Origin of the sequence: Sinomonas sp. ASV486, from assembly GCF_030908215.1 — a bacterium.
In the GTDB taxonomy this organism is placed as follows: Bacteria; Actinomycetota; Actinomycetes; order Actinomycetales; family Micrococcaceae; genus Sinomonas; species Sinomonas puerhi.
The window spans coordinates 127,545-150,134 of the sequence record NZ_JAVFJK010000009.1; the positions used below are offsets into that span (position 1 = coordinate 127,545).

19 protein-coding genes are annotated in these 22,590 nt (G+C 70.0%); 11 read left to right on the plus strand and 8 right to left on the minus strand.

Features of this window, described 5'->3' with window-relative positions:
* The first annotated feature begins 43 nt into the window (after positions 1–43).
* The 3 genes from RBS60_RS13915 (at position 44) to RBS60_RS13925 (ending at position 3,352) form a co-directional block, all read left to right on the plus strand.
* Complete coding sequence (locus tag RBS60_RS13915) at positions 44–1,030, plus strand: aldo/keto reductase (protein ID WP_307958166.1); 987 nt, start codon at positions 44–46, stop codon at positions 1,028–1,030.
* Positions 1,031–1,162: 132 nt separating this feature from the next.
* Positions 1,163–1,918, plus strand: a complete 756-nt coding sequence (locus RBS60_RS13920; protein ID WP_307958167.1) for a MerR family transcriptional regulator — start codon at positions 1,163–1,165, stop codon at positions 1,916–1,918.
* Between the two features lie 237 nt (positions 1,919–2,155).
* A complete protein-coding gene (locus tag RBS60_RS13925; RefSeq protein WP_307958168.1) occupies positions 2,156–3,352 on the plus strand; it encodes an FAD/NAD(P)-binding oxidoreductase in 1,197 nt (398 codons plus the stop codon).
* 101 nt (positions 3,353–3,453) lie between these two features.
* Here RBS60_RS13925 and RBS60_RS13930 read toward each other — a convergent pair whose 3' ends face one another.
* Positions 3,454–4,647, minus strand: a complete 1,194-nt coding sequence (locus tag RBS60_RS13930; protein ID WP_307958169.1) for a Gfo/Idh/MocA family oxidoreductase — start codon at positions 4,645–4,647, stop codon at positions 3,454–3,456.
* A gap of 178 nt (positions 4,648–4,825) precedes the next feature.
* Between RBS60_RS13930 and RBS60_RS13935 the strand changes: the two genes are divergently transcribed.
* The 3 genes from RBS60_RS13935 (at position 4,826) to RBS60_RS13945 (ending at position 7,819) form a co-directional block, all read left to right on the plus strand.
* Positions 4,826–5,833: a sugar phosphate isomerase/epimerase gene (locus tag RBS60_RS13935; RefSeq protein ID WP_307958170.1), complete on the plus strand. Its 1,008-nt coding sequence runs from the start codon at positions 4,826–4,828 to the stop codon at positions 5,831–5,833.
* Positions 5,834–5,919: 86 nt separating this feature from the next.
* Positions 5,920–6,768, plus strand: coding sequence for a sugar phosphate isomerase/epimerase family protein (locus RBS60_RS13940; RefSeq protein WP_307958171.1), 849 nt, complete (start codon positions 5,920–5,922; stop codon positions 6,766–6,768).
* Positions 6,769–6,799: 31 nt separating this feature from the next.
* Positions 6,800–7,819 carry a LacI family DNA-binding transcriptional regulator gene (locus RBS60_RS13945; RefSeq protein ID WP_307958172.1) on the plus strand — a complete coding sequence of 340 codons (1,020 nt, stop codon included), beginning with the start codon at positions 6,800–6,802 and terminating at the stop codon, positions 7,817–7,819.
* A gap of 94 nt (positions 7,820–7,913) precedes the next feature.
* Here the strand turns inward: RBS60_RS13945 and RBS60_RS13950 are convergent, their stop codons facing one another.
* Both RBS60_RS13950 and RBS60_RS13955 read right to left on the minus strand, forming a co-directional pair.
* The gene (locus RBS60_RS13950) at positions 7,914–8,936 is read right to left on the minus strand and encodes a zinc-dependent alcohol dehydrogenase family protein (protein WP_307958173.1); all 1,023 of its coding nucleotides are present in this window, start codon (positions 8,934–8,936) and stop codon (positions 7,914–7,916) included.
* The gene (locus tag RBS60_RS13955) at positions 8,924–10,261 is read right to left on the minus strand and encodes a multidrug effflux MFS transporter (RefSeq protein ID WP_374049283.1); all 1,338 of its coding nucleotides are present in this window, start codon (positions 10,259–10,261) and stop codon (positions 8,924–8,926) included. Before RBS60_RS13955 ends, RBS60_RS13950 begins: the two co-directional genes overlap by 13 nt.
* A 101-nt stretch (positions 10,262–10,362) precedes the next feature.
* Between RBS60_RS13955 and RBS60_RS13960 the strand changes: the two genes are divergently transcribed.
* A complete protein-coding gene (locus tag RBS60_RS13960) occupies positions 10,363–11,244 on the plus strand; it encodes a helix-turn-helix transcriptional regulator (protein ID WP_307958174.1) in 882 nt (293 codons plus the stop codon).
* Positions 11,245–11,290: 46 nt separating this feature from the next.
* Here RBS60_RS13960 and RBS60_RS13965 read toward each other — a convergent pair whose 3' ends face one another.
* The 4 genes from RBS60_RS13965 to RBS60_RS13980 all read right to left on the minus strand — a co-directional run bounded on the left by RBS60_RS13965 (position 11,291) and on the right by RBS60_RS13980 (position 16,246).
* Complete coding sequence (locus RBS60_RS13965; protein ID WP_307958175.1) at positions 11,291–12,391, minus strand: D-TA family PLP-dependent enzyme; 1,101 nt, start codon at positions 12,389–12,391, stop codon at positions 11,291–11,293.
* An 87-nt stretch (positions 12,392–12,478) separates the two neighbouring features.
* The gene (locus tag RBS60_RS13970; RefSeq protein WP_307958176.1) at positions 12,479–13,129 is read right to left on the minus strand and encodes a response regulator transcription factor; all 651 of its coding nucleotides are present in this window, start codon (positions 13,127–13,129) and stop codon (positions 12,479–12,481) included.
* Positions 13,120–14,895 carry a sensor histidine kinase gene (locus RBS60_RS13975; RefSeq protein ID WP_307958177.1) on the minus strand — a complete coding sequence of 592 codons (1,776 nt, stop codon included), beginning with the start codon at positions 14,893–14,895 and terminating at the stop codon, positions 13,120–13,122. Before RBS60_RS13975 ends, RBS60_RS13970 begins: the two co-directional genes overlap by 10 nt.
* Before the next feature lie 49 nt (positions 14,896–14,944).
* Positions 14,945–16,246, minus strand: a complete 1,302-nt coding sequence (locus RBS60_RS13980) for a serine hydrolase domain-containing protein (protein ID WP_307958178.1) — start codon at positions 16,244–16,246, stop codon at positions 14,945–14,947.
* A 229-nt stretch (positions 16,247–16,475) separates the two neighbouring features.
* On the opposite strand from RBS60_RS13980, the gene RBS60_RS13985 reads away from it, so the two are divergent.
* Complete coding sequence (locus RBS60_RS13985; RefSeq protein WP_307958179.1) at positions 16,476–17,816, plus strand: MFS transporter; 1,341 nt, start codon at positions 16,476–16,478, stop codon at positions 17,814–17,816.
* Positions 17,817–17,904: 88 nt separating this feature from the next.
* On the opposite strand, the gene RBS60_RS13990 is transcribed toward RBS60_RS13985, so the two are convergent.
* Positions 17,905–18,972 (minus strand): substrate-binding domain-containing protein, encoded by a 1,068-nt coding sequence (locus tag RBS60_RS13990; protein ID WP_307958180.1) that lies wholly within the window; start codon positions 18,970–18,972, stop codon positions 17,905–17,907.
* Between the two features lie 117 nt (positions 18,973–19,089).
* Between RBS60_RS13990 and RBS60_RS13995 the strand changes: the two genes are divergently transcribed.
* The 3 genes from RBS60_RS13995 to RBS60_RS14005 all read left to right on the plus strand — a co-directional run bounded on the left by RBS60_RS13995 (position 19,090) and on the right by RBS60_RS14005 (position 22,486).
* Positions 19,090–20,034 (plus strand): dihydrodipicolinate synthase family protein, encoded by a 945-nt coding sequence (locus RBS60_RS13995; RefSeq protein WP_307958181.1) that lies wholly within the window; start codon positions 19,090–19,092, stop codon positions 20,032–20,034.
* A gap of 178 nt (positions 20,035–20,212) precedes the next feature.
* Positions 20,213–21,577, plus strand: coding sequence for an MFS transporter (locus tag RBS60_RS14000; protein WP_307958182.1), 1,365 nt, complete (start codon positions 20,213–20,215; stop codon positions 21,575–21,577).
* A gap of 390 nt (positions 21,578–21,967) precedes the next feature.
* Positions 21,968–22,486, plus strand: coding sequence for an MEDS domain-containing protein (locus RBS60_RS14005; protein WP_307958183.1), 519 nt, complete (start codon positions 21,968–21,970; stop codon positions 22,484–22,486).
* Positions 22,487–22,590: the final 104 nt, after the last annotated feature.

Consider the following 22,590-nt stretch of genomic DNA (forward strand, 5'->3'; position numbering starts at 1 on the left):
AGAAGCCGGTCTGCCGCCAGCGGGCGCACTATAGTCGGACACCATGGAAGAACGCGTGCTGGGTCGGACCGGCCGGACGGTGTCGCCGATTGGCCTCGGAACGTGGCAGTTGGGAGCGGACTGGGGCGAGGTCGGCAGCGCAGACGCCGCGCGGGTCCTCGACGCAGCGGCCGAGTCCGGAGTGAGGTTCTTCGACACTGCCGACGTCTACGGTGACGGGCGCAGCGAGCAGATCATCGGCGCGTGGCTCGCGGCGCACCCGGACGCCGGGATCATGGTGGGGACGAAGATGGGCCGACGCATGCCCCAAGTCCCCGAGAACTACATGCTCGCCAACTTCCGCGAGTGGCTCGATCGTTCCCGCCGCAACCTCGGCCAGGACACTCTCGATCTGGTCCAGCTGCACTGCCCGCCCACCCCAGTCTACTCTGACGACAGGGTCTTTGACGCCCTCGACCAGCTTGTCGACGAGGGCGTGATGCGGAACTACGGCGTCAGCGTGGAGACGACCGAAGAGGCGTTGACCGCGATCGCACGGCCCGGTGTCGCTTCGGTGCAGATCATCTTCAATCCCTTCCGACTCAAGCCCCAGGAGGAAGTCCTCCCGGCTGCACAGAAGGCAGGCGTGGGGATCATCGTCCGCGTGCCCTTGGCGTCCGGCCTGCTGAGCGGGAAGTACAGTCGCAGCACCCAGTTTGCCGAGCACGATCATCGGAGCTATAACCGGGACGGCTCAGCCTTCGATGTGGGGGAGACCTTTTCGGGGGTGGACTTCGAGCGCGGTCTCGACGCGGTGGCCGAGTTTCAGGAGCTCGTCCCGGAGGGCCTGACCACTGCCCAGGCCGCCTTGGCCTGGATCATCTCCCAACCGGGGGTGACGACCGCCATCCCGGGAGCGAGGAACGCCGCCCAAGCGAAGGCGAACGCCGCGGCTGCCGATGGCGTCGGCCGTCTGGGCCCGGAGCTCGACGGCGGTGTGCGTCGCGTCTACGACAAGTACTTCCGCGAGGCGGTCCACCCGCGCTGGTAGCCCCGGGCGCACGACGGCGGGCCCTCCAGAGGCGTTGAGCGGCCTCGCGGAGGGCAGTCGGTCCGTGACGATCCCGCCCCTTGACCTTGACGCAGCGTCAACTCCTACGGTGGTAACCACAAGGAGGAACGCATGGACTGGAGCATTCAGGAAGTCGCCAGGCTGGCCGGGACCACGAGCCGGACGCTGCGCCACTACGGGAGCATCGGCCTGCTCGAGCCCAGCCGCGTGGGCCACAACGGCTACCGCTACTACGGGCCGGAGGAGCTGGTCCGGCTCCAGCGCATCCTCCTTCTCCGCGATCTCGGGCTCGGCCTCGAAGCAATCGCGGAGGTCCTCGCCAGCCAGCAGGACCAGAAGGAGGCGCTGCGCACCCATCTGGAATGGCTGCGGCAGGAACAGGGCCGGCTCGCGCGCCAGGCGAGGGCCGTTGAGGTGACGATCCAGCAGATGGAAGGAGGTGGCCAGCTCATGGCACAGGACATGTTCGATGGGTTCGACCACACGCAGTACAAGGACGAGGTCGAGGAGCGCTGGGGCAAGAAGGCGTACGCGGACTCCGACGCGTGGTGGCGAGGCCTCGGCCCTGACGGCCAGAAGGAGTGGCAGAACCGCGTCGCGCAGCTCAACGCAGACTGGCAGGCCGCCTTCGCTGCCGGGGAGACACACGACGGCGCCGCCGCCGAGACGCTGGCTTCCCGCCATGTGCAGTGGCTCGCCGGGATCCCCGGCACGCCCGGTTACCCGGACGGCCCCGCCAAGGCCTACGTGCTGGGCCTCGCCGACATGTATGTGACCGACGAGCGCTTCGCCGAGAACTATGGCGGCCCCGAGGGCGCAGCCTTCGTCCGCGACGCTTTGACGGCGTATGCGGCCCGGGAGCTCTGAGCGAAGGATTCGGGGCTATCCTCGGAACTGCTTGAGAAGCGAGCGCACGACGGCGGGTGCCCACCCGCCGTCGTTCGCTGTCTGCGGACGGCCGCCAAGCGGATTGAATCGGCGATACCCCTGGGGGTATGTTTGAGTGACTGGGGTCACACTGCCGATTTCCCCGGCTGTCACTGATGGCCGGCGAGTCCTTCGACAAGCGCAGCCCCTCGAAACCTGAGGAAAGGCATCACCGCGATGGGCATCCACCACAAGATCCTGATCATCGGCGGCGGCAACGCCGGATTGAGCGTGGCGGCGCGGCTGCGCCGTGCGGGCCAGAGCGACATCGGCGTGCTCGAGCCGAGCGACAAGCACTACTACCAGCCCCTGTGGACCCTGGTCGGGGGAGGCCGGGCCCCGCAGAAGGAATCGGTGCGGGACCAGGCCGCGGTCATGCCGAAGGGCGTCGCGTGGATCCGTGACGCGGCCGTCGATATCGACCCGGATGCCAAGATGGTCACCACGGTGGGCGGCGCGGAGATCGGCTACGACTACCTCGTTGTCTCCCCGGGCATCCAGCTGGACTGGGACAGGATCCCAGGCATGGCCGCGGCCGTCGAATCCCCCGCGGCGTCCAGCAACTTCCGCTACGACCTGGCCCCCAAGACCTGGGACCTGATCCGGGGGATGCGGTCGGGCACCGCGGTCTTCACCATGCCCGCCGGGCCGATCAAGTGCGCCGGGGCCCCGCAGAAGATCGCCTACCTCGCCGCGGACTACTGGCGCCAGCAGGGGGTGCTGGGAAACATCCGCGTCGTGATGGTGCTTCCGACCCCGGGGATGTTCGGCGTGAAGGTCTTTGCCGACGAGCTGGAGCGGGTCGTGGCCAAGTATGGGATCGAGGTCCGCAAGAGCAGTGAGATGACCTCCGTGGATCCTCACGCCCAGGAGATGGTCATCACCGACCACGCGACCGGCGCCAGCGAGACCCTCCACTACGACATGCTGCACACCGTTCCCCCGCAGTCCGCGCCGGACTGGCTGAAGGCGACCGCCCTTGCCGACCCGAACAATTCCGCGGGGTACGTCGAGGTTGACAAGCACACCCTCCAGCACACTCGCTACCCCACTGTCTTTTCGTTGGGCGACGCCGGCTCGACCCCGAACTCCAAGACCGGGGCCGCGATCCGCAAGCAGGCCCCCGTGCTGGTCCAGAACCTGCTCTCTGTGATGAAGGGCCAGCCCGCCGAAGCCAGCTACAGCGGCTACGGGTCCTGCCCCCTCACCACCGCGCGCAACAGGATGCTTCTCGCGGAGTTCGACTACAGCCTGCAGCCCGCGCCGAGCATCCCGCTGATCGATACGACGCGCGAGCGCTGGGACATGTGGCTGCTCAAGCGCTATGGACTGCCGTTCATGTACTGGCGGTTCATCCTTCCCGGGCGTGCCTGAGGGTGCCTCGGCGTGGCATTGACTGAAGGCCGACAATAAGGCGGGCGGACGACGGCGGGTGCGCACCCGCCGTCGTCCGTCCGCCTTTCATTTAGACCGGTCTAAAGAAGCCGCACATCCTCCCATGCACCGGCAGAATCAGACCGTTCCGCGGCCTCGAGGACCTCGGCGACCCGCCAGCCGTCCTCGAAGGATGGGTACGCCTGGGTGCCGTCGAGGATCGCCTGGAAGAAGTTGCGGATCTCAACCGCCTTGAGCTCGTGGAGCCCGATCGTGACGCCGGGGAATGGCCAGAACGCGGCGTAGTCGCCGTGCCCTGGACCGAGCGTCACGGTGGTGCTGCCCGGGAATGCCGTGGGCTCCCCGCCGCGCAGGAACAGCTCGACCTTGTAGGAGTCCTGCTGCGAGAAGCGCACGGAGCCCTTCGATCCGAACACCTCGACCCCGAGGTCGAACGGGTGGCCGTTGGCCACCCGACTTGACTCGATGGTCACGGACGCGCCGGAGACGAGGCGGCCGAGCACGGTCGCGACGTCGTCGTTCTCCACCGGAAGCAGCGGCGCGTCTGCAGCGGCCTGAGACCCGTACGAGAGCGCACCCGAGGCCTCGGGCCGCTCCCGCACCATGGTCGCGAGGTCGCCGAAGACCCGCGTGATGGGCCCGCCGAGCGCCTGCACGAGCGAGATCACGTGCGATCCGATGTCCCCGAGAGCCCCGAGGCCGGCCTTGCCGCGCTCGTAGTGCCAGGTGCGGGGGAGTGACGGGTCAGCGTTCGCGTCGACCACGAAGTGCCCCTTGATGCTCCACACGTCCCCGAGCGTGCCGTCGTCGATGAGCCTCCTGATGAGCTGCACGCCTGGGTTGCCGAGGTACGAGAAGCCCACGAGGGTGGTCACACCGGCGTCACGTGCCGCCTCCCACATCGCCCGGGCCTCCTTGGCCGTGATCGCGAGCGGCTTCTCGCAGTAGACGTGCTTGCCGGCGGCGATGGCCTCCATGGCCACCTCGTAGTGGAGCCAGTTCGGCGTCACGATGTCCACGACGTCGACCTCGGGATCGTGCACCGCCGCGTGCCAGTCGCTCGTCCAGCGGGAGAACCCGAGCTGGCGTGCGCCGGCCTCGGCACGCGCGTCGTCCACGTCGGCGAGCACGCTGAGCTCGGGCGCCGCGGGAAGCGCTGGGAAGAGCGTGGGGAGGGCCCCGTACGCGAGGGTGTGGGACTTCGCCATGAGCCCGGCGCCGATGAGGGCGACGCGGAGCCTGCGCGTGTTCTGGGTCGTTGGACTGATCGTCATCGAGCATTTCCTTATTCCGCCGCGTGAGCGGCACGTCCGGCCGCCGGAAAGACCGGCGCGGAATCAGGATAGGCCATATTGACGAGAATGTTTAGACCGGTCTAAAGTCCATTTTCAACAACATCAGCCGGTCCCTCGGCCCGAAGCAAGGACGTTCGATGAACCAGGAAGCCCCACGATGAGAGTCGGCCTCTACCTCGCCGCGCTCATGGATCTCCCCCTCCGCGACGCGCTCTCGATGGCGCACGGCTGGGGCATCACCGATGCCGAGGTCCCGGCCGGCGGTTTCAACCCCTACGGCCACTGCAACCCCGGTGCGCTCGTCGCCAGCGCCGCCGCGCGCGACGAGTTCCTCGGCCTGTTCGCCGAGACCGGGGTCAACCTCGCGATCCTCAACGCGAACAGCAACCCCCTCCACCCCGACCCCGAGGTCAGCGTTCCGCACCGGAAGGACCTCCGGGACGCGATCGTGCTGAGCTCCCAGCTCGGCCTCGACCGGCTCAACGCCATGGTCGGCAGTGTGGGCTCCGGACCGGGCGCCACGCTGCCCACGTGGTCGCTCGTGCCGTGGGAGAGCGGCCTGCTCGAGGTCCGCGACTACCAGTGGTCCGTCGCGCTGCCGTACTGGAAGGAGACCGCGGCCTTCGCCGAGGACCACGGCGTCCGGCTCGCGCTGGAGATCCACCCGCACATGCTCACCTACAGCCCCGCCACGCTCGAGCGGTTCCTCGACGCCGTCGGGTCGGAGTACCTGGGTGTGAACCTCGATCCGAGCCACCTGTTCTGGCAGGGCATCGATCCGAACCGCATGGCCGCACGGTTCACCGGGCGGATCTGGCACGTTGCCGCGAAGGACACCGTGCTCGTGCCCGAGAACATCGCCGAGTGGGGCCTCCTCGACGACCGGTACGCGTACATCCCGTCCGAGGAGAAGCCCCAGCCGCTAGGCGGCCGCTACCTCACCACCCGGCCGCCGGCGGACGGGCCGTGGCATTTCGTCGCAGCCGGACGCGGGCACGACGTCGCATGGTGGACCGACTTCCTCGCCACCGTGCGCCGCGCGGGCTTCGACGGCGCCGTCTGCATCGAGAACGAGGACTGGGACCTGCCCCGCGAGGAGTCCATCCCCGTCGCCGCGCGGACGCTGCGCGCCGCCATCGGCATCGCCGAGCCCACCCACGCCTGACCGCGTCTGGCGCACGACGGCGACCGCTCGCCGTCGTGCGCCGCCTCACCACCCGCCGCCTCGCCGCCCCCATCAAGGAGCACACCATGAAGATCACCCTCGACCCGCTGCCCTTCCGCCACCTCCCCATCCCCGAGATGGTCCGCACCGTTGCCGACCTCGGGTACGAATGGATCGAGTTCTCCCAGCGGGACGACTTCTTCCCCTTCTACCTCTACCCGCGCGCCAACGACGCCCTCGTCCAGCAGCTCAAGGCCGCGCTGAAGGAGACCGGGGTGAAGATCGCCTCTGTGCTGCCGATCCTTCGTTGGTCCAGCCCGGACGAGGACGAGCGCCAGGCTGCCGTGCGCTCCTGGATGCGTTCGATTGACATCACGGCTGAACTGGGCGTGGACCAGATGAACTCCGAGTTCTCCGGCCGCCCCGAGCAGAAGGAGCGCAGCGAGGCCCAGTTCCTGCGCTCGATGGAGGTGATCCTGCCCCGCCTCGAGAAGGAGGGCATCAAGCTCAATATCGAGCCGCACCCGGACGACTTCATCGAGGACGGCATCGAGGCCGTGCAGATGATCCGCGGCCTCAACTCGCCCAACATCGGGTTCCTGTACTGCGTGCCGCACACGTTCTACCAGGGCCACGAGCCGGCCACGATCGTCGAGTACGCCGGGCCGGACCTCAAGCACCTGCACCTCGCCGACTCGTTCGACTACCGCGCGTCCGGCGGCCGCCGGTACCTGCTCAACCCGGCGGAGACGAACGCGACCGTGCACCAGCACCTCCCGTACGGGCAGGGCGAGGTGGACCTCGACGGCTTCTTCGCAGCGCTCAAGCGCGTGGACTTCGATGGCATCGCGACCGTGGCCGTGTTCTCGCAGGAGGAGAAGGCCGTGGAGAACTCCATCTGGATGCTCGAGGAGACCAAGAAGCGCCTCGCCTGAGGTGCTCGGGCGCTCACCTAGGCTTGTCGCTGTGGATGAGGGAGTGAAACGGGCGACCATGGCCGACGTCGCCGAGGCCGCCAGCGTGTCCAAGGCGCTCGTCTCGCTCGTCTACCGCCAGCCCGAGAAGGTCAGCCCCGAGCGCCGCGCCCGCGTGCACGCGGCCGCCGAGCGCCTCGGCTTCCGGCCCAACTGGGTCGCGAGCTCGCTGTCCGCCTACCGGGGGAGCTTCATCGGCATCCTCGTCTCGAATCTCCACAACCCACTGTTCGCGACGATCGTCGACACCGTCCGGACCGAGCTGGACGCCGTGGGCCGCTACGGGCTCATGTCGAGCGCCGTGATCCAGGACCGGGACGGCACGTACCGGACCGACCGGCGGATCGTGCAGGCCTTCGAGGACCTCAACGCCTCGGCCCTGCTCGTCGTGGGCGTGACGCCGGACCTCGCTGACCTCCAGCGGCTGCGGCCCGGCATCCCGATCGTCGTGGCCGCCGCGTCCATCGAGGAACTGCCCCGGGCCGTGTCGGTGCGCTCCGACAGCGAGATCGGCATGCGGGCGGTCGTCGACCACCTCGTGTCGCTCGGGCATCAGCGCATTGTGCACCTCGGCGGTCAGGGCGGACCCGCGAGCCGACGGCGCGCGGAGGCCTACGCGCGCGCGATGGCGGAGCACGGACTCGCGGACCACGTGCACGTCGAGCCGGCGGAGTTCGATGAGGCGAGCGGCCGGGCTGCCGCGGAGCGCGTCCTGAGCGCGAGGCCCGGGAGCACAGCGCTCGTGTGCGTCAACGACCTCGTTGCGCTCGGCGCGATGAGCGAGGCTGCGGAGCGCGGCCTGCGCGTGCCCGAGGATGTCGCGATCACGGGCTACGACAACACGTTCCTCGCCGGCATTGCGGCCGTCGGCCTCACGTCGGTGGACACCGAGGCGCAGGAGATCGGCCGGGTTGCCGCCTCGTGGCTCGCTTCCGACGAAGCCCTCCCCGCCCCCGGCACCGAGGTGCTCATCCCGCCGAGGCTGGTGGTCCGCCGCTCGACGGCGGGGTGAGAGCGTCTCCCGGCACGGGGTGGGCGCACGACGGCGGGTGCGCACCCGCCGTCGTCCGCGCTCCTGGTCAGCCGTCAGCCGTGGTCGGCGCCGGTCAGAGGGTGAGCAGCACCTTGGTGGCGAGCCGCTCGTCCATCGCCCGGTAGCCCTCGGCCGCCTTCTCGAGGGGGAGGGTGAGGTCGAAGACCGCGCCCGGGTCGATCTCGCCGTCCAGGATGAGCCGGATCAGCTCGGGGAGGAATTGCCGGACCGGGGCCGGGCCGCCGTGGAGGTGGACGCCGGAGAAGAACAGCTCGAGGCCCGGCAGGGCGACGTCGTGCGAGACGCCCACATAGCCCACGTGCCCGCCCGCGCGGGTTGCGCGGATGGCCTGCATCATCGACTCCTGCGTGCCGACGGCCTCAATGGTCGAGTGGGCGCCGAGCCCGTCCGTAAGCTCCCTGATCTTCGCCACGCCCTCGTCGCCGCGCTCCTCGACGATGTCCGTCGCGCCGAAGCGCCGGGCGAGTTCCTGCCGGTCGGCGTGGCGGCTCATCGCGATGATCCGCTCGGCGCCCAGCTGCTTTGCGGCGAGCACCCCGAGGAGCCCGACGGCGCCGTCGCCCACCACCGCGACAGTCTTGCCCGGCCCGGCCTCGGCGGCGACCGCGGCGAACCAGCCGGTCCCCAGGACGTCCGAGGCGGCGAGCAGGCCCGGGATCTCCTCCGGCCGCGGCGGGCGTGGCGTCGCGACGAGCGTCCCGTCGGCGAGCGGGATTCGCAGGAGCTCGGCCTGGGTGCCGAGCGCACCCATCGGCTCGCGGTGGACGCAGTGCGACTGGTAGCCGGCGCGGCAGATCTCGCACGTGTTGTCCGAGGCGAAGAACGAGCCGACCACGAAGTCGCCCACCTTGACGTTCTTCACGTCGTCGCCGACCTGCTCGACAATGCCGACGTACTCGTGGCCCATCGGAGTGGGCCGCTCCACTGGGTCCGCGCCGCGGTACGGCCACAGGTCCGAGCCACAGATGCAGGCCGCGGCGACGCGGATGACGGCGTCGGTGGGCTGCTCGATGACCGGGTCGGCGCGCTCCTCGACGCGGACGTCCCGGGGTGCGTACATGACTACTCCACGCATGTGGGTGTTCCTTCCAGTGTGAGTTCCGCTGCGAGTTCGGGCGCGGCGGGTGGTGTGGGGCGCACGACGGCGGTCCGGCTGGCTCTGTGGGGAGTGCCGGCCGTGCTGCGGGTCGGGCGGGCGAGGAAGACGAGGCCGGCCGTGGCCGCGAGCATGATGACCGTGACCGAGACGAGGCCGAGCGGGAGGATGCTGAAGGCACCGGCGACGCCGACCAAGGGCGCGGCCACGCCGCCGAACGCGAACCGCGCCCCGCCCAGCACCGATGATGCCGTCCCCGCCATGTGCGGGTAGTCGGCCAGTGCGATCGCGGTGGACGGCGGGCTCGTCACCGCAGCGCCGCTGACCACGAGGAGCAGGGACGCCATCACGACGGCGAGGGGCACGTGCGCGAGCCCTGCGACCAGGAGCCCCGTGGCACCGGCGCCGCACATCGCCAGGCCGATGGCCAGCATCCCGCCTGCGCGCCACCGTTCGCTGAACCGGCCAGACAGGTAGCCGAAGACCATGAAGCCCGCAGAGTTCAGCCCGAACGCCATCGCGTACTGCTGGGGTGAAAGGCCGTAGATCCCCTGGAGGACGAAGGTCGCGCCGGCCAGGTACGCGAAGATCGCGGAGTTGACGAAGCCCTGCACGAGCACCGCCCCGACGAAGCCGCGGTCGGAGAGCAGCACGCGCAGGTCCCGGCCCACCCGACCGAATCCGCCAGCGGTCCGGGCCTCGTGGGGGAGGGTCTCGCGGAACCCGAGGGCGACGCTCGCGAGGATGGCGGCGCCGATGGTCGCGAGGACCAGGAACAGCCCGCGCCAGTCCATGACCGCGGTCAGCGCACCGCCGAGCATCGGTCCGACGATGGCCGCGAAGCCGCCCACTACGGTCAGGCGCCCGTAGAAGCGGATCAGCCGCGTGCCGTTGTACAAGTCACGGCCGGATGCCTGCGCGATCACGATCCCGACGCCGCCCGCGAGGCCCTGCACGAGCCGCGCCGCGATGAGGACCTCAACCGTGGGGCTCGCGGCGCACAGCGCCGAGACCGCCACGTAGGCCGCGACGCCGACGAGGAGCGGCCCCCGCCGCCCGAGGCGGTCGGAGAGCGGGCCCGCGATGAGCTGGCCGCCGGCAAGTCCGAACAGGCACGCCGTCACGGTCAGCTGCGCGAGCGAGGTCGCCGCCCCGAGCTCGGACGTGAGCGCCGGCAGTGCCGGCAGGTAGAGGTCCATGGAGATGGGCCCGAAGACCGTCAGGACCAGCAGGAGGGTCGCCAGAGTGCGGCCGATGCGGGGGCCACGACCGAGCGATGCCCGGGTGGAAAGGGAAGCTGTCACCCCACCAGCACACCGTGTCCGGCCGGGCGGCGGGAGTCCCTGCTGAAAGGTGTACCGGGAGGGCACCCCTCGCCGGTCCTCAGGGACGTACGCTCTACGGCATGGACAATCGAGCCGAGGTCCGCGAGTTCCTCATGTCGCGGCGCGCCAAGCTCACCCCCGAGCTCGCCGGGATCCCCGCGGGGCCCAACCGGCGCGTGGCCGGGCTGCGCCGCTCCGAGGTCGCGATGGCGGCCGGCGTCAGCGTCGAGTACTACGCCAAGCTCGAGCGCGGCACCATCGCGGGGGCCTCCTCCTCCGTCCTAGACTCGATCGCCACGGCACTGCAGCTCGATGACACCGAACGGGCCCACTTGTTCGACCTGGCCCGAGCGGCCGACGGGATCCCCACGTCGGGGCGGGCGCGCCGTCGCTCCGACGCGAATCCCGCCACCCGGCCCAGCCTTCACTGGGCTCTCGAGGCCATCACCGACGGCGTCGCGTTCGTCCGCAACGCGCACCAGGACCTTGTCGCGACCAATGCCCTCGGCCGGGCGTTCTACTCCCCGGTGGTCGGCGATGGCGGGCGTGTGCCCAATCTGGCCCGGTTCCAGTTCCTCGACCCGGCCGCGCGCGACTTCTACCCGGACTGGGACCGCTTCGCCGAGATGTGCGTCGCGGTCATGCGGGCCGAGGCCGGCCGCGACCCGCACGACCGGGGCCTGCAGGACGTCGTCGGCGAGCTCTCCACGCGCAGCGATGTGTTCCGCCGGCTCTGGGGAGCGCATGATGTGCGCACCCACGGTGCCGGGACCAAGCGCTTCGTCCACCCGGTGGTCGGCGAGGTGACCTTCGCGTACGAGGAGCTCGCCATCACCGCGGAGCCCGGTCACGTCCTGCTGATCTACACCGCGGAACCGGGCTCGCCCTCGGCCGAGCGGCTGCGCCTCCTCGCCTCCTGGGCGGCCGAGCATCCGGCACCCGTGTCGGCCGACCCCCGCTGAACTCCCGCGGGCGGCCCCCACTGAAGCCGGCCGCGCCGGCGGCGTGCTACCTGTTCATGCCCCTCGCGGCGACGCGCCACCGGTCCACGACGCGCCCGCCGCTGACCACCGCGACCTCGTCGACGAGGTTCACGGCCACGCACACGTGGTTCGGGATCACGCGCACGCGCTCGCCGAGGGCCGGCAGGGGAGCATCCTCGGGGAAGACCACCGTTGCGTGATGCTCCGACAGGCCCGTGATCCGGGCACCGGGGAAGTCCATGAGCCGGCCGAAGCCCGTGGCCCACGCGGGCCGGTCTCCGCCCAGGACCTTGCTGCCCGCATCGAGCACGATCCGCCGGGGAACCACCGAGTCGCCCTCGTGGCGGCTCACCACAGTGGCCGCGACGGTGAGGGCGATGTCCTCGAGCGCACACCGGCCGAGCTCGAGCTGCTGCGCATCGCCGAACACATACACGCCCGGCCGAACCTCCGTGGTGGTGCCCGCCTCCGTGAGCAGGGCGCTCGGCGTCGAGCCGCCGCTCACGCGCGTGATCTCAAGGCCCGCGTCCGCGAGCAGCCTCGCGGCCTCACCGAGGGCACGCTGCTCCTGGGCGGCGGCCTCGGTAGGCATCCCCGGCGCGTACGAGTGGCCGGGGAACGTGAAGACGCCGGCCACCCGCAGCCCGGCATCGGCCGCGGCCCGGGCCACCTCGACTGCCTGGGTGGGCGCGACCCCGCTGCGGTGGTGCCCGCTGTCGATCTCCACGAGCACCTCGATGGTCCCCGCGGCCTCGCCGAGCGCGGTTCCCATGGCCCGCGCGGCCTCGGCCGAGTCGGTCCCGACCGCGATCCGGGCCCGCCCGGCGAGCCGCCGCAGCCGCTCTGCCTGCCGCGGCCCGACCCACAGCGGATACGCGACGAACAGGTCCGTCACGCCGCGATCGGCGAACAGCTCGGCCTCGCCGATCGTGGCGACGGTCAGCCCGACCGCCCCGGCGGCGAGCTGCAGCTCGGCGATCTCGGGGATCTTGTGCGTCTTCGCATGCGGGCGCAGCGCGAGGCCCTTCGCAGCGACCCCCTCGGCCATCCGGGCGATGTTCCGGGCCAGGATCTCGCGATCGACCATGATCTCCGGGGTGTCGATCTCATGCGGGACTGTGGTCAACGGGTTCTCCTGAGGCTGTCGGCTGGCGGTATCCCAAGCTTAGGCGAGCGCACGACGGCGGGTGCCCGCCCGCCGTCGTGCGCCCGGTCAGTCCCGGCTGAGGTGGCGCATGACGGCGAGCACGCGCCGGTGCGAATCGGCATCGCGGGGCAGCTGGAGCGCGTCATAGATGTTGGACGTGTGCTGGACCACCGCCTTCTCGGTCAGGAAGAGCTCCACGGCGATCCGGGCGTTGCTGCGCCCCTCCGCCATGAGCGCGAGCACCTCCTGCTGGCGCGTCGTGAGGCCCCTGACCGCGCCGTCGGAGCGCCGGGCGCGGGCGAGCATGACGGACACGACCTCGGGATCGAGGGCGGTCCCGCCGCTGGCGACGTTGCGGAGGTCTCCGAGGAAGGTATCGACGTCGGCGATGCGCTGCTTGAGGAGGTAGCCCACGCGACCGTCGGGCGAGGCGAGCAGCTCGCGGGCGTAGCGCCGCTGGACGTGCTGGGAGAGGACCACGACGGCGGTCCGGGGGTGCAGGCGGCGGATCCTGAGGGCCGCGACGAGCCCCTCGTCGGTGTGGGTCGGCGGCATCCGGATGTCGGTGACCACGAGGTCCGGACGGTGCTCTTCGACGGCGGACTCGAGGGCCTCCGCGTCGGCCGTGGCCGCGACGACCTCGAAACCGCCGTCCTCCAGGAGGAGCTGCAGCCCGCGCCTCAGGAGCGCCTCGTCTTCCCCGATGATCACGCGCATGGCAGCTCCACGGTGATATGAGTGCCCTCGCCGGGTTCGCTGGTCACATCGAGGCGCCCCGCGAGGACCTCGACCCGGTCGGACAGGCCGCGCAGCCCGGCCCCGTCGTTCTGCCGTGCGCCGCCCACGCCGTCGTCGTGCACCTCGAGCCGTAGCTGCCCGTCGTCGAGGGCGACCCGCACCGCCGCCGATTCCGCCGCCGCGTGCTTGACGGTGTTCGCGAGGGCCTCCGCGATGACGAAGTAGGCGGTGCTCTCGACCGCCGGGGGGAAGGCGCGAGTGCCCGGGGTGATCTCGGGGCCCATCTCGAGCGAGGTGGGGATGGGCATCCTGTCGGTGAGATCCTCGACAGCGGCCGCAAGGCCCTGTTCGATGAGCGCAGCAGGCATGACGTTGTGCACGAGCTGCCGCAGGTCCGCCGCAGCGGCGTCGATCTCACGGCGCAGCTGGGTCGCGCGGTGGGACATCTCTTCGGTGGTCCCGGTCGCGTTGCCGAGCCGCTGGGCGTCGAGGGCCAGGAGGACGAGCCGCATCTGCAGGCCGTCGTGGAGGTCCTGGGCGATGCGGCGCCGCTCCCGGTCCACGGCGTTGACGAGCCGCTCCCTCGACCTCTGCAGCGCTGCGCGGTTGGACCGCAGCTCGGCGGTGAGCCGTTCCCTGTCCACCGCGATGGCAACGACGCGCCCCGCCGTCCGGACGAGCTCGGGGTCAGCGATGAGGGCCGCGTCATAGGAGATGGCGCCCACGCGGCGGCCGTCCACCTCGACCTCGACCGTTCCGCGCCCCTCGCCGGTATCGCGTTCCGTCCCGAGGACGACGGCGACCGGCTCGCCCTGCTCGTCGACGAACGACTTCCGCTGGGGCACCCAGTAGGAGAGCTCGAGCGAGGGGTCGCCGAGCGTGCCCGAGAGCGCCACGGACAGGGCGTGCTTGGGTCCGGACACACCGAGCCAGGTCCCGAGTTCCTCGAGCTGGCCCGTCCTGGCGAATCCGCCCCGCAGGACTCCGAGTGCGAAGGCGACCGGGATCCCGGCGAGGACCGCAAGCTGGATGCCGCCTCGCAGCATCGCGGGAAGGTGCAGGAGGCCGCCGAGCACGGACGAGCTGAACGGGGTGAAGATCACGGCGAAGATCCCGTAGGCGGAGACGGGGACGAGCACGAAGCGGTGCCGCCGTTCGGTGCGGAGCAACCGGCGCGTGAGGATGACGGCTGTCGCGACCATGACCGCGGCACCGGCGAACTGCTGGACCGAGACCCCGAGGGCCAGGGCCTCCGGGCTGTCCGCAACGAGCAGCCACGGCACCTGGCCTCGCGCGTCGAAGAGGTAGTGCGGGGCCTGGAGCGGGAGTGCCGTCACGTACGCGCCGACGACCGTGGCTCTGGACGCCCGCCCACGGAGCCTGCCGGAGGGGAAGGCGTGAAGGAGGTGGACCGTCGAGGCGAGGACGAGCGTGCTGCACACCGCCCCGACGGCGACGAGCGCGGGCACCTCCGTGTTCCACAGGCCGCCTCCGAGGAAGAGCGCCATGCCCGCAACGAGGATGAGTGGCCCCATGCGGTTGCTCGGCCGCCGGTACCAGGCAAGGAGGCCAGCTCCGAGGTAGACGAGGAAGATGCACGGGAAGAGGAGCAGCAGCCAGCCCGCTGGCCCCTCCCACGGTACGAGGGCGGCGAGGATTCCGGCGAGCACGAGGCCCAGGCCGAGGACGGTGCGCAGTGAGACGTCCAGCGAGTGGGCCAAAGGCGGCCGGAGGGCGGGGGCCATGAACGCGATCATATTTCGGGGCCGTCCAGCTGCCGCTTCCGTTACGCGCTCACGCCTTCGGGTTAGGCTTGAACTCGTGGCCCAGGGCCGCGGAGACAGAGACGAAGATCCGGCTCGCGGGGTCCATGCACGACAGCTGCTTCGGCGTGTCCGGCAGGGTTGCTGACTCCGTGCAGCCGCCCGAGGGGATGTCGCTGTTGGCGAGAACGGTCACGGTCGTGTCGGAGCGCGTGTCGTAGAAGAGGCTCGTGTTGAACCCGGGGATCTCGCCCGTGTGCCCGAGCCACCCGTCGATGCAGCCCACGGCGAGGCCGTAGCCCGCCGGCCCGGGGATCGACGCGAGCCGCTCGGTTTGGGTCTTCTCGTCGAGGAGCCCCTGACCCGTCGCCATGGCCCGCCCGTACACGAGGAGGTCGGCGGCCGACGAGGTCAGCTCTCCCGCCGACCAGGCCCAGGTGGGGTTCCACGCGGTCGCGTCCTGCGGCGTCGTCTGCCCGTCGGGGAGCCCCTGGAGGGTGAGACCGGTCGCGTGCGGGGAGGGGAGCGCGCCGCTGGCGCCCGGCATCGAAGTCCCCGAGAGCTTGAGCGGTGCGATGACGTAGTTCTGGAGCGCGTCCGTGTAGGTCGTTCCCGTGACCTTCTCCATGACCTTGCCGAGCAGGAGCGTGTTCGTGTTCGAATAGTCGAACTTCGCGCCCGGCTCGAACTGGCGGGGGAGCGCGAGGCCGAGCGCGATCAGCTGATCCGGCGTCCACACCTTGTTCGGGGTGGTGAAGAGGTCGTGCTGGAACGTCGTGTCGAGGGAGTAGCTCGGGACCCCGCTCGTCATGTTCAGCAGCAGGCGGAGGGTCACCTCGTCGCCGCGGGGGACGCCCGGGACATAGCGGCTGATCGGGTCGTTGAGGGAGACCCTGCCGTCCTGGACCAGCCTGAGGACCACCGTTCCCGTGAATGTCTTGGTGACCGAGCCGATGCGCTGGTACATGTCCACCGTCATGGGCGCCCTCGTGGTCTGGTCCGCGAGGCCGAACGCCTTGATCCATGTCCCCTGTGGGCTGCGGATGGCGACGATCGCGCCCGCCGTCGAGGCCTGCGCGAGGCCATCCTGCGCGGCTTTGTCGAGGGCGGCCGCGGTCGCCGCGGGCATCGGGCCCGACGCCGCCGCAGGGAGCGTGCGCCGGATGACCGCCTGCGGGTCTGCCACGCATGCCGCTGCTGCGCTCGCGGACGACGGCGCGGTCCCGCTGCTCGCGCTGGGGTTGCTCGTGCTCGCCTGCTGCGGTGCTGCGCAGCCGCTGAGTGCGAGCACGAGTGCCCCGGCCGCCGCGCCGTAGAGCCATCCACGATCCACGAAAGTGTCCCCTCTTCCGTGGGCCCGCCCGACGGCACGCCCCCATGGGCCCATCCTCTCGGACACGGGAGCACGCCACCATAGACCTAGGTCTATAGACCACATGGCCCTCGAGCACGTAGCGATGCCGGATGCCCGAAAGTCCGCGGACGCCGGCCCAGAAATCCTCATCGGAAGGGGGGCCGGGTCGGCCTGACGGATCACAATGGTGAATGGGCCAGGAGGAGACATGAAGACCGTGAGCGAAAGGAGGACGGCGCGGGGGGAGCTGTCCGCGACAGGGAAGCGACGCTTTCTGATCAGGCTCGCCGCCGTGATGGTTGGCGGGATGTTCCTGGACGGGTACATCCTCGGGATCATCGGGCCGGTGGCCGCCACGATGATGGGCGATCTCCGTCTAACGTCGCTTGAGGAGGGCCTCGTCGCTGCGGCCGCGCTCCTCGGAATCCTCGTAGGGTCGCCCATCGGCGGCTACGCGGCGGACAAGTTCGGCCGCAAGCCGCTGTTCATGCTCGACATGGGGCTGTTCGTCATCGCCTCGGCGCTTCAGTTCGTCGTCGACTCGGCAGAGTGGCTGATCGTGGTGCGCTTCATGATGGGCATAGCGATCGGCGCCGAGTACTCGGTCGGCTGGCCTCTCATGTCGGAGTTCGCGCCCGCCCGGTTGAGGGGCCGGGTCCTCGGGCTGACGCTCATCGCGTGGTACTCGGGCTTCATGGCCGCGTTCGCGCTGGGCTATGTCCTGACCGAGTACACCGATCTGGGGTGGCGGACCATCCTCGGCACGAGCACCGTCATCGCAGGGGTCCTGTTCGTCAGCCGGCTCGGCCTCCCCGAGTCACCGCGGTGGCTCTGGAATGTCGGCCGCAGGGACGAGGCCCGCCTCGTCGCGCGGCGGTATCTGGAGAGCGAGGCCGACATGGCCGACGTCGAGCACGAGGACGTGCGCCCCGGCACCTTCGGCATGCTGTTCTCGCGGAAGTACTGGCGGTCGACCCTGTTCGTTTCGATGTTCTGGTTCTGCGCCGTCTCGCCGTATTTCGCGATCGCCACCTTCGCCGACAGCGTCCTGGAGAGCTACGGCCTCGGCGGGGGCCTCGCCGGCGGCGTGGGGCTCTCCGCCGTGGCCCTCTCTGGCGTGGTGCTCACGGTGTTCCTGATCGACAAGGTCGGACGGCGCGTGCTCACGGTGCCGCCGCAGTGGCTGGCCACGGTGATCCTCGCCGTCATCGGGCTCTGGGCCGGTGCGCCGCCGTTCGCAGTGCTCGCGCTGTTCTTGGTGTTCTCGTTCTTCAATGCGATGTACAACACGCTGACCGGGGTCTACCCCGGCGAGGTCTTCCCGACTGAGATCCGGGGAATCGGTACGGGCTTCGCGGCGGCCGTGAGCCGGGTGGGCGCCGGCATCGGCACGTTCCTGCTGCCGATGTCGATGAAGAGCCTGGGCACTGGTGGCACGATGCTCATCGCTGCGGGGGTCGCCCTGCTGGGTGCAGTGCTGTCCCAGTGGCTGGCCCCCGAGACGAAGGGGAAGAGCCTCACCGAGACTGCGGCCGGCTACGGCGATTGAGACTCGCCTGGTCAGAGGCTCGCGCTTCCCGCCGCGTGCACAGCTGGCGGTCGGCGAGCGCACGACGGCGGGTGCCCACCCGCCGTCGTCAGGCGACTGCGGCGCCCGCACTCTCCTGAACCGGAGGCCGGCCCGTCGACGCACGGGGGATGAGCGTGGGCGCGAGGATGCGCGAGGACCCCGCCCGGTCCGCGGCACTCCGCCCGGCGACCTGGTCGAGCAGCGAGTCCACGGCGGCCACAGCGATCTCTCGGAAGGGCACGCGGACGCTCGTGAGCGGCACGGCGAGGCGGCCGACGACGGGGATGTCGTTGTAGCCCGCCACTGAGAGGTCCGCGGGTATCTGTAGCCCGGCCCGCTGGATCACCGATGTGAACCCTATTGCCGTGTTGTCGTTGACTGCGAACACGGCGGTGGGGCGGCGTTCGCCGGCCAGGAGCGCTGCGGCAGCGACCTCGCCGCTTTCCATCGAGAACGTCGAGGCATACTCGAACGAGGGGTCGGCGACGAGTCCCGCCTCTGCCAGCGCCCGCCGATACCCCTCGCGGCGGGCCAGGGCGGTCGGGGCCTCGTCCGGCCCCGCGACGATCCCGATCAGCCGGTGGCCCAGATCGATGAGGTGCCGGGTCGCGAGATAGCCGCCCAGCGCGTCGTCGCCCGTCACGCTCGGGCTCGGCCCATACGCGCGCAGCGCGAGCACATGCGGTACGCCGCCCTCCAGCAGTTCGGCGCACAGTCCTCCCCGAGTCGTGGCGGTCGTGAGGATGAGGCCGTCCACGCGTGAGGCGAGCATCGCGAGGCCGTTCTCCCGCTCGAGTCGGGCATCGCCGTAGGTCGTGGCGACGAGGGCGTGGTAGCCGCGCGCCCCGCACGCCGTCGCGATCTCCTCGTACAGCGTGGCCATGACCGTGTCCGTGAGCCGCGGGACGAGGACCCCGATGGTGTTCGTCTGCCTGCGGCGCAGGTTCGCGGCCGAGGGGTTGGGCTCGTAGCCCAGACCCTCGGCGACAGCGCGGATCCGGGCGGCGGAGTCGCTGCGGTAGAACGTGTGGTCGCGGTTCATGGCGCGAGACACCGTGGAGCGCGCAACGCCTGCCGCTGCCGCGACATCCGCGATCGTGGGCCTCGATCCAGTCCTGACGCCCTTGCCGTCCATGCTGCCCTTCCTCGAATCCCGTGAAACGGACCCCTTGACGGGCTCCTGTGACTCAGCTTACCGTTGGTGCAATCGATAACGGAATCGATTCCCTTTCCCTTCAACGAGGAGCAATCAGTGAGCACCATCGACCTCCGGGGCCTCGTCCCGGCCCCCGTCACCCCCTTCACCCGCGATGGCGACGTTGATGTCGACGCGATCCAGCGCCTCGGCAGCTGGCTCGGCAGTGTTGAAGGCGTCAAGGGCCTCGTGGTCCTCGGCCACGCCGGCGAGGGGACGTTCCTCACCCAGGCGGAGCAGGCGCAGGTCATCGCTGCGTTCCGGGACTCTGTGGACGGCCGGCTGCCGATCATCGCCGGCATCACCGGAGAGGGGAACAAGGTTGCCGCCGAGGAGGCCCAGCGCGCTGTCGACGCCGGTGCTTCCGCCGGCCTCGTCTACCCCTCGCACGGCTGGCTGCGGTTCGGCTACCAGGACGGTGCGCCGCAGACCCGCTACCGCGAAATCTACGAGACGAGCGGCCTTCCGCTCATCCTCTTCCAGTACCCGGACGCCACCAAGGCCACCTACAACCTCGACACCCAGCTCGAGATCGCCGCTCAGGAGGGCGTGTTCGCCACCAAGAACGGCGTGCGCAACATGCGCCGCTGGGACACCGAGATCCCCGTGCTGCGGGCAGCGTTCCCGGAGCTGCAGGTCCTCACGTGCCATGACGAGTACCTCCTGCACACGATGTTCGACGTCGACGGCGCCCTCGTCGGCTACGGCGGTCTTGCGCCCGAGCCGCTCGTCGAGCTCATCGCAGCGGGCAAGGCCAAGGACTACGCGAAGGCGCGCGAGATCCACGACCGCCTGCTGCCCGTGACCAAGAACGTCTACCACCGCGGCTCCCACATGGAGGGCACGGTCGCGCTCAAGGAGGGCCTCGTGGTCCGAGGCATCCTCGAGCACGCCACGGTGCGGCCCCCGCTGCTCTCGCTTGCCCCCGGCGCACACGAGGAGATCGCCCTTGCACTCGCCTCGGCGAACCTCGGTCTGGCCTCCGTGCCCGCCCACGCGTGACGGGTGAGCGTACGACGGCGGGTTCCTGCCCGCCGTCGTACGCTCGACTTCGCAAGCCCGGCGTGACACGCCACCTTCCCGTCCGTTCGCGCACCCTGGGCGAGCGGTTCGGCGACAACGATGTCCCGACAACTCCGCGATGGTCGCGGAGGGGAGGAACCACCCCACAATGACTGCTATGGCCAGCGGACAGACTTCCGCGACACAGACCGAGCTCGTCGCGAGACTCGAGCGGCTGCCGATCACCCGGCGCCTCACGATGATCCGCGTCGTCATCGGCTCCGCCACCTTCTTCGACGCGTACACGGTCCTCGCGATCGCGTTCGCGATGCCCCAGCTCGTGACCGAGTGGCACCTCAGCGCCGGTGAGGTCGGTATGATCCTCTCCGCCGGCTACCTCGGCCAGCTCTTCGGGTCACTGTTCTTCGGCAGCCTCGCCGAGCGCATCGGGCGCATGCCCACCCTGGCGATCACCATCGTGCTGTTCGTGAGCATGGACCTCGCCTGCCTGTTCGCGTGGGGCGCCTGGTCCATGATCGTGATGCGGTTCCTCCAGGGCATCGGCACCGGCGGCGAGGTGCCGGTGGCGAGTGCGTACATCAACGAATTCGTCGGCGCCCGGCGCCGCGGCCGTTTCTTCCTCCTCTACGAGGTCATCTTCCCCGTGGGCCTCATGTTCGCCGGGATCGCGGGCTTCTTCCTCGTGCCGGTGTTCGGTTGGAAGGCCATGTTCATCGTGGGGCTCGTCCCCGCCGTCCTCACCATCCCGCTGCGCTGGCTCATGCCCGAATCGCCTCGATGGCTCGCCGCCGTGGGGCGCACGGCGAAGGCCGAGGCCGTCGTGGCCATGCTCGAGCGGGAGGCCGTCAAGGCCGGCCACACGCTCGCCGAGCCGGAGGTCCGGCCGGTCGCCCCTGTCGAGGGCCGCTCCGACTGGCGTGAGCTGTTCCGCGGCGTCTACCGCAAGCGCACCCTCATGATCTGGGGCCTGTGGGTGAGCGTGTACGTGGTCAACAACGGCCTCATCACCTGGCTGCCCACCCTCTACAAGGAGGTCTTCCATGTGCCGCTCCAGACGAGTCTGGCCTACGGCTGGGTGACTTCCAGCGTTGGCGTCGTTGCGTCCGTGATCTGCGCGCTGCTGATCGACCGCGTGGGCCGCAAGCGCTGGTACTCGGTGGCGTTCCTCGTCTCCACCGTCCCGCTAGTGGTGCTCGGGGCCCTGGGCGCGGTCTCCGCGGTCCAGGTGGTCCTCTTCGCGAGTATCGCCTACGCGATCCTGCAGACGGTCTCCTTCTCGCTGTACCTCTACTCGGCCGAGCTGTACCCGACACGGCTGCGGGCCATCGGCACGGGCTTCGGGAGCGCGTGGCTCCGTGCGGGCTCGAGTCTCGGGCCGCTGCTGGTCGCGTGGATCATGGACGGCTTCGGGATCTCGTGGGTGTTCATCGTGTTCGCCGGGATCGCGGCACTGGGCGGGCTCATCACCATCTTCTTCGCGATCGAGACGAAGGGCCGCGTCCTCGAGGAGTTGTCCCCGTGAGGTCGATCTCCGGCTGACGCTCCCGGAGCGGCGGTGAAGCGGACGACGGCGGGTTCCCACCCGCCGTCGTGCGCTCAGGAGCTCCGGTGATCTTGTCCTCGAAGCGATGAACCGTTCGTGCAGGGTGGGACGAAAGCCTCTGAACGCACGGCCAGACCACCGATTAGCTTGGTCCTTGGGTCAAGAATCGGCCTACTGACGGGCTGGCGGCATGGAATGCTGGGGGCGTTCATCATGGGGGATGCCGCCAGCCTGTCGGTCACCGGCACCCATGCCGTGCTACGCATTCGAGGGGTAAAATCTGAGTCCACATGGCGCGCAGGGTGCCCATTCATCGGGTGTCGAGCGAGGTTGTGTGGCGCTACCGCAGTCGCCTGAGAGGAGGGGTCGGTGAACGAGCGCATCCACCGGCCGCGGCGAGAGGACCGGTGGCCGGTCGGCCATCTCGGATGGGCTTTCATGGGCTTACCCGAATTCGAGGGTCGCGTCGCATCGTTTCTGGTCGAAGGACACGCCCGCGGCGAGCGCCAGGTCTTCATCGTCGACGACCCTAGGGCTGCACTCTGGCCCAAGGGCCTCGTGGAGCGGGGCGACCTCCTGATCTTCAGCACGGCCGAGGCGTATGGCCAAGCGATGATCATCGATGCAGCTGCACAACGGGCAGCCTTCGAGAGTTCCCTGGCACAGGCCATCGAGCTCGGCTACACGGGACTTCGGATTGCGGCGGACAACACCAGCCTGACCTTGGATCCCGAGCGGCTCGAGGCGTGGATGCGCTGGGAGGAAGAGGCCGAGCTCCTGATGCAGGCTAAGCCCATCACCGGGCTGTGTGCCTTCGACCGCACGAGGAGTGATGCCGCGACAATCAAGGCTCTGATGAGCATGCACCCGGTCGCCGTTGGCTTCTAGGACCGCCGTCGTGCGTCCGAGCAGGCCTCGGCGACCTGCTGACGGTCCGTGTCCGCACCCTACGTTCGGCTCATGTCACCCTGTGAGGACGATTCGTCCGGTCG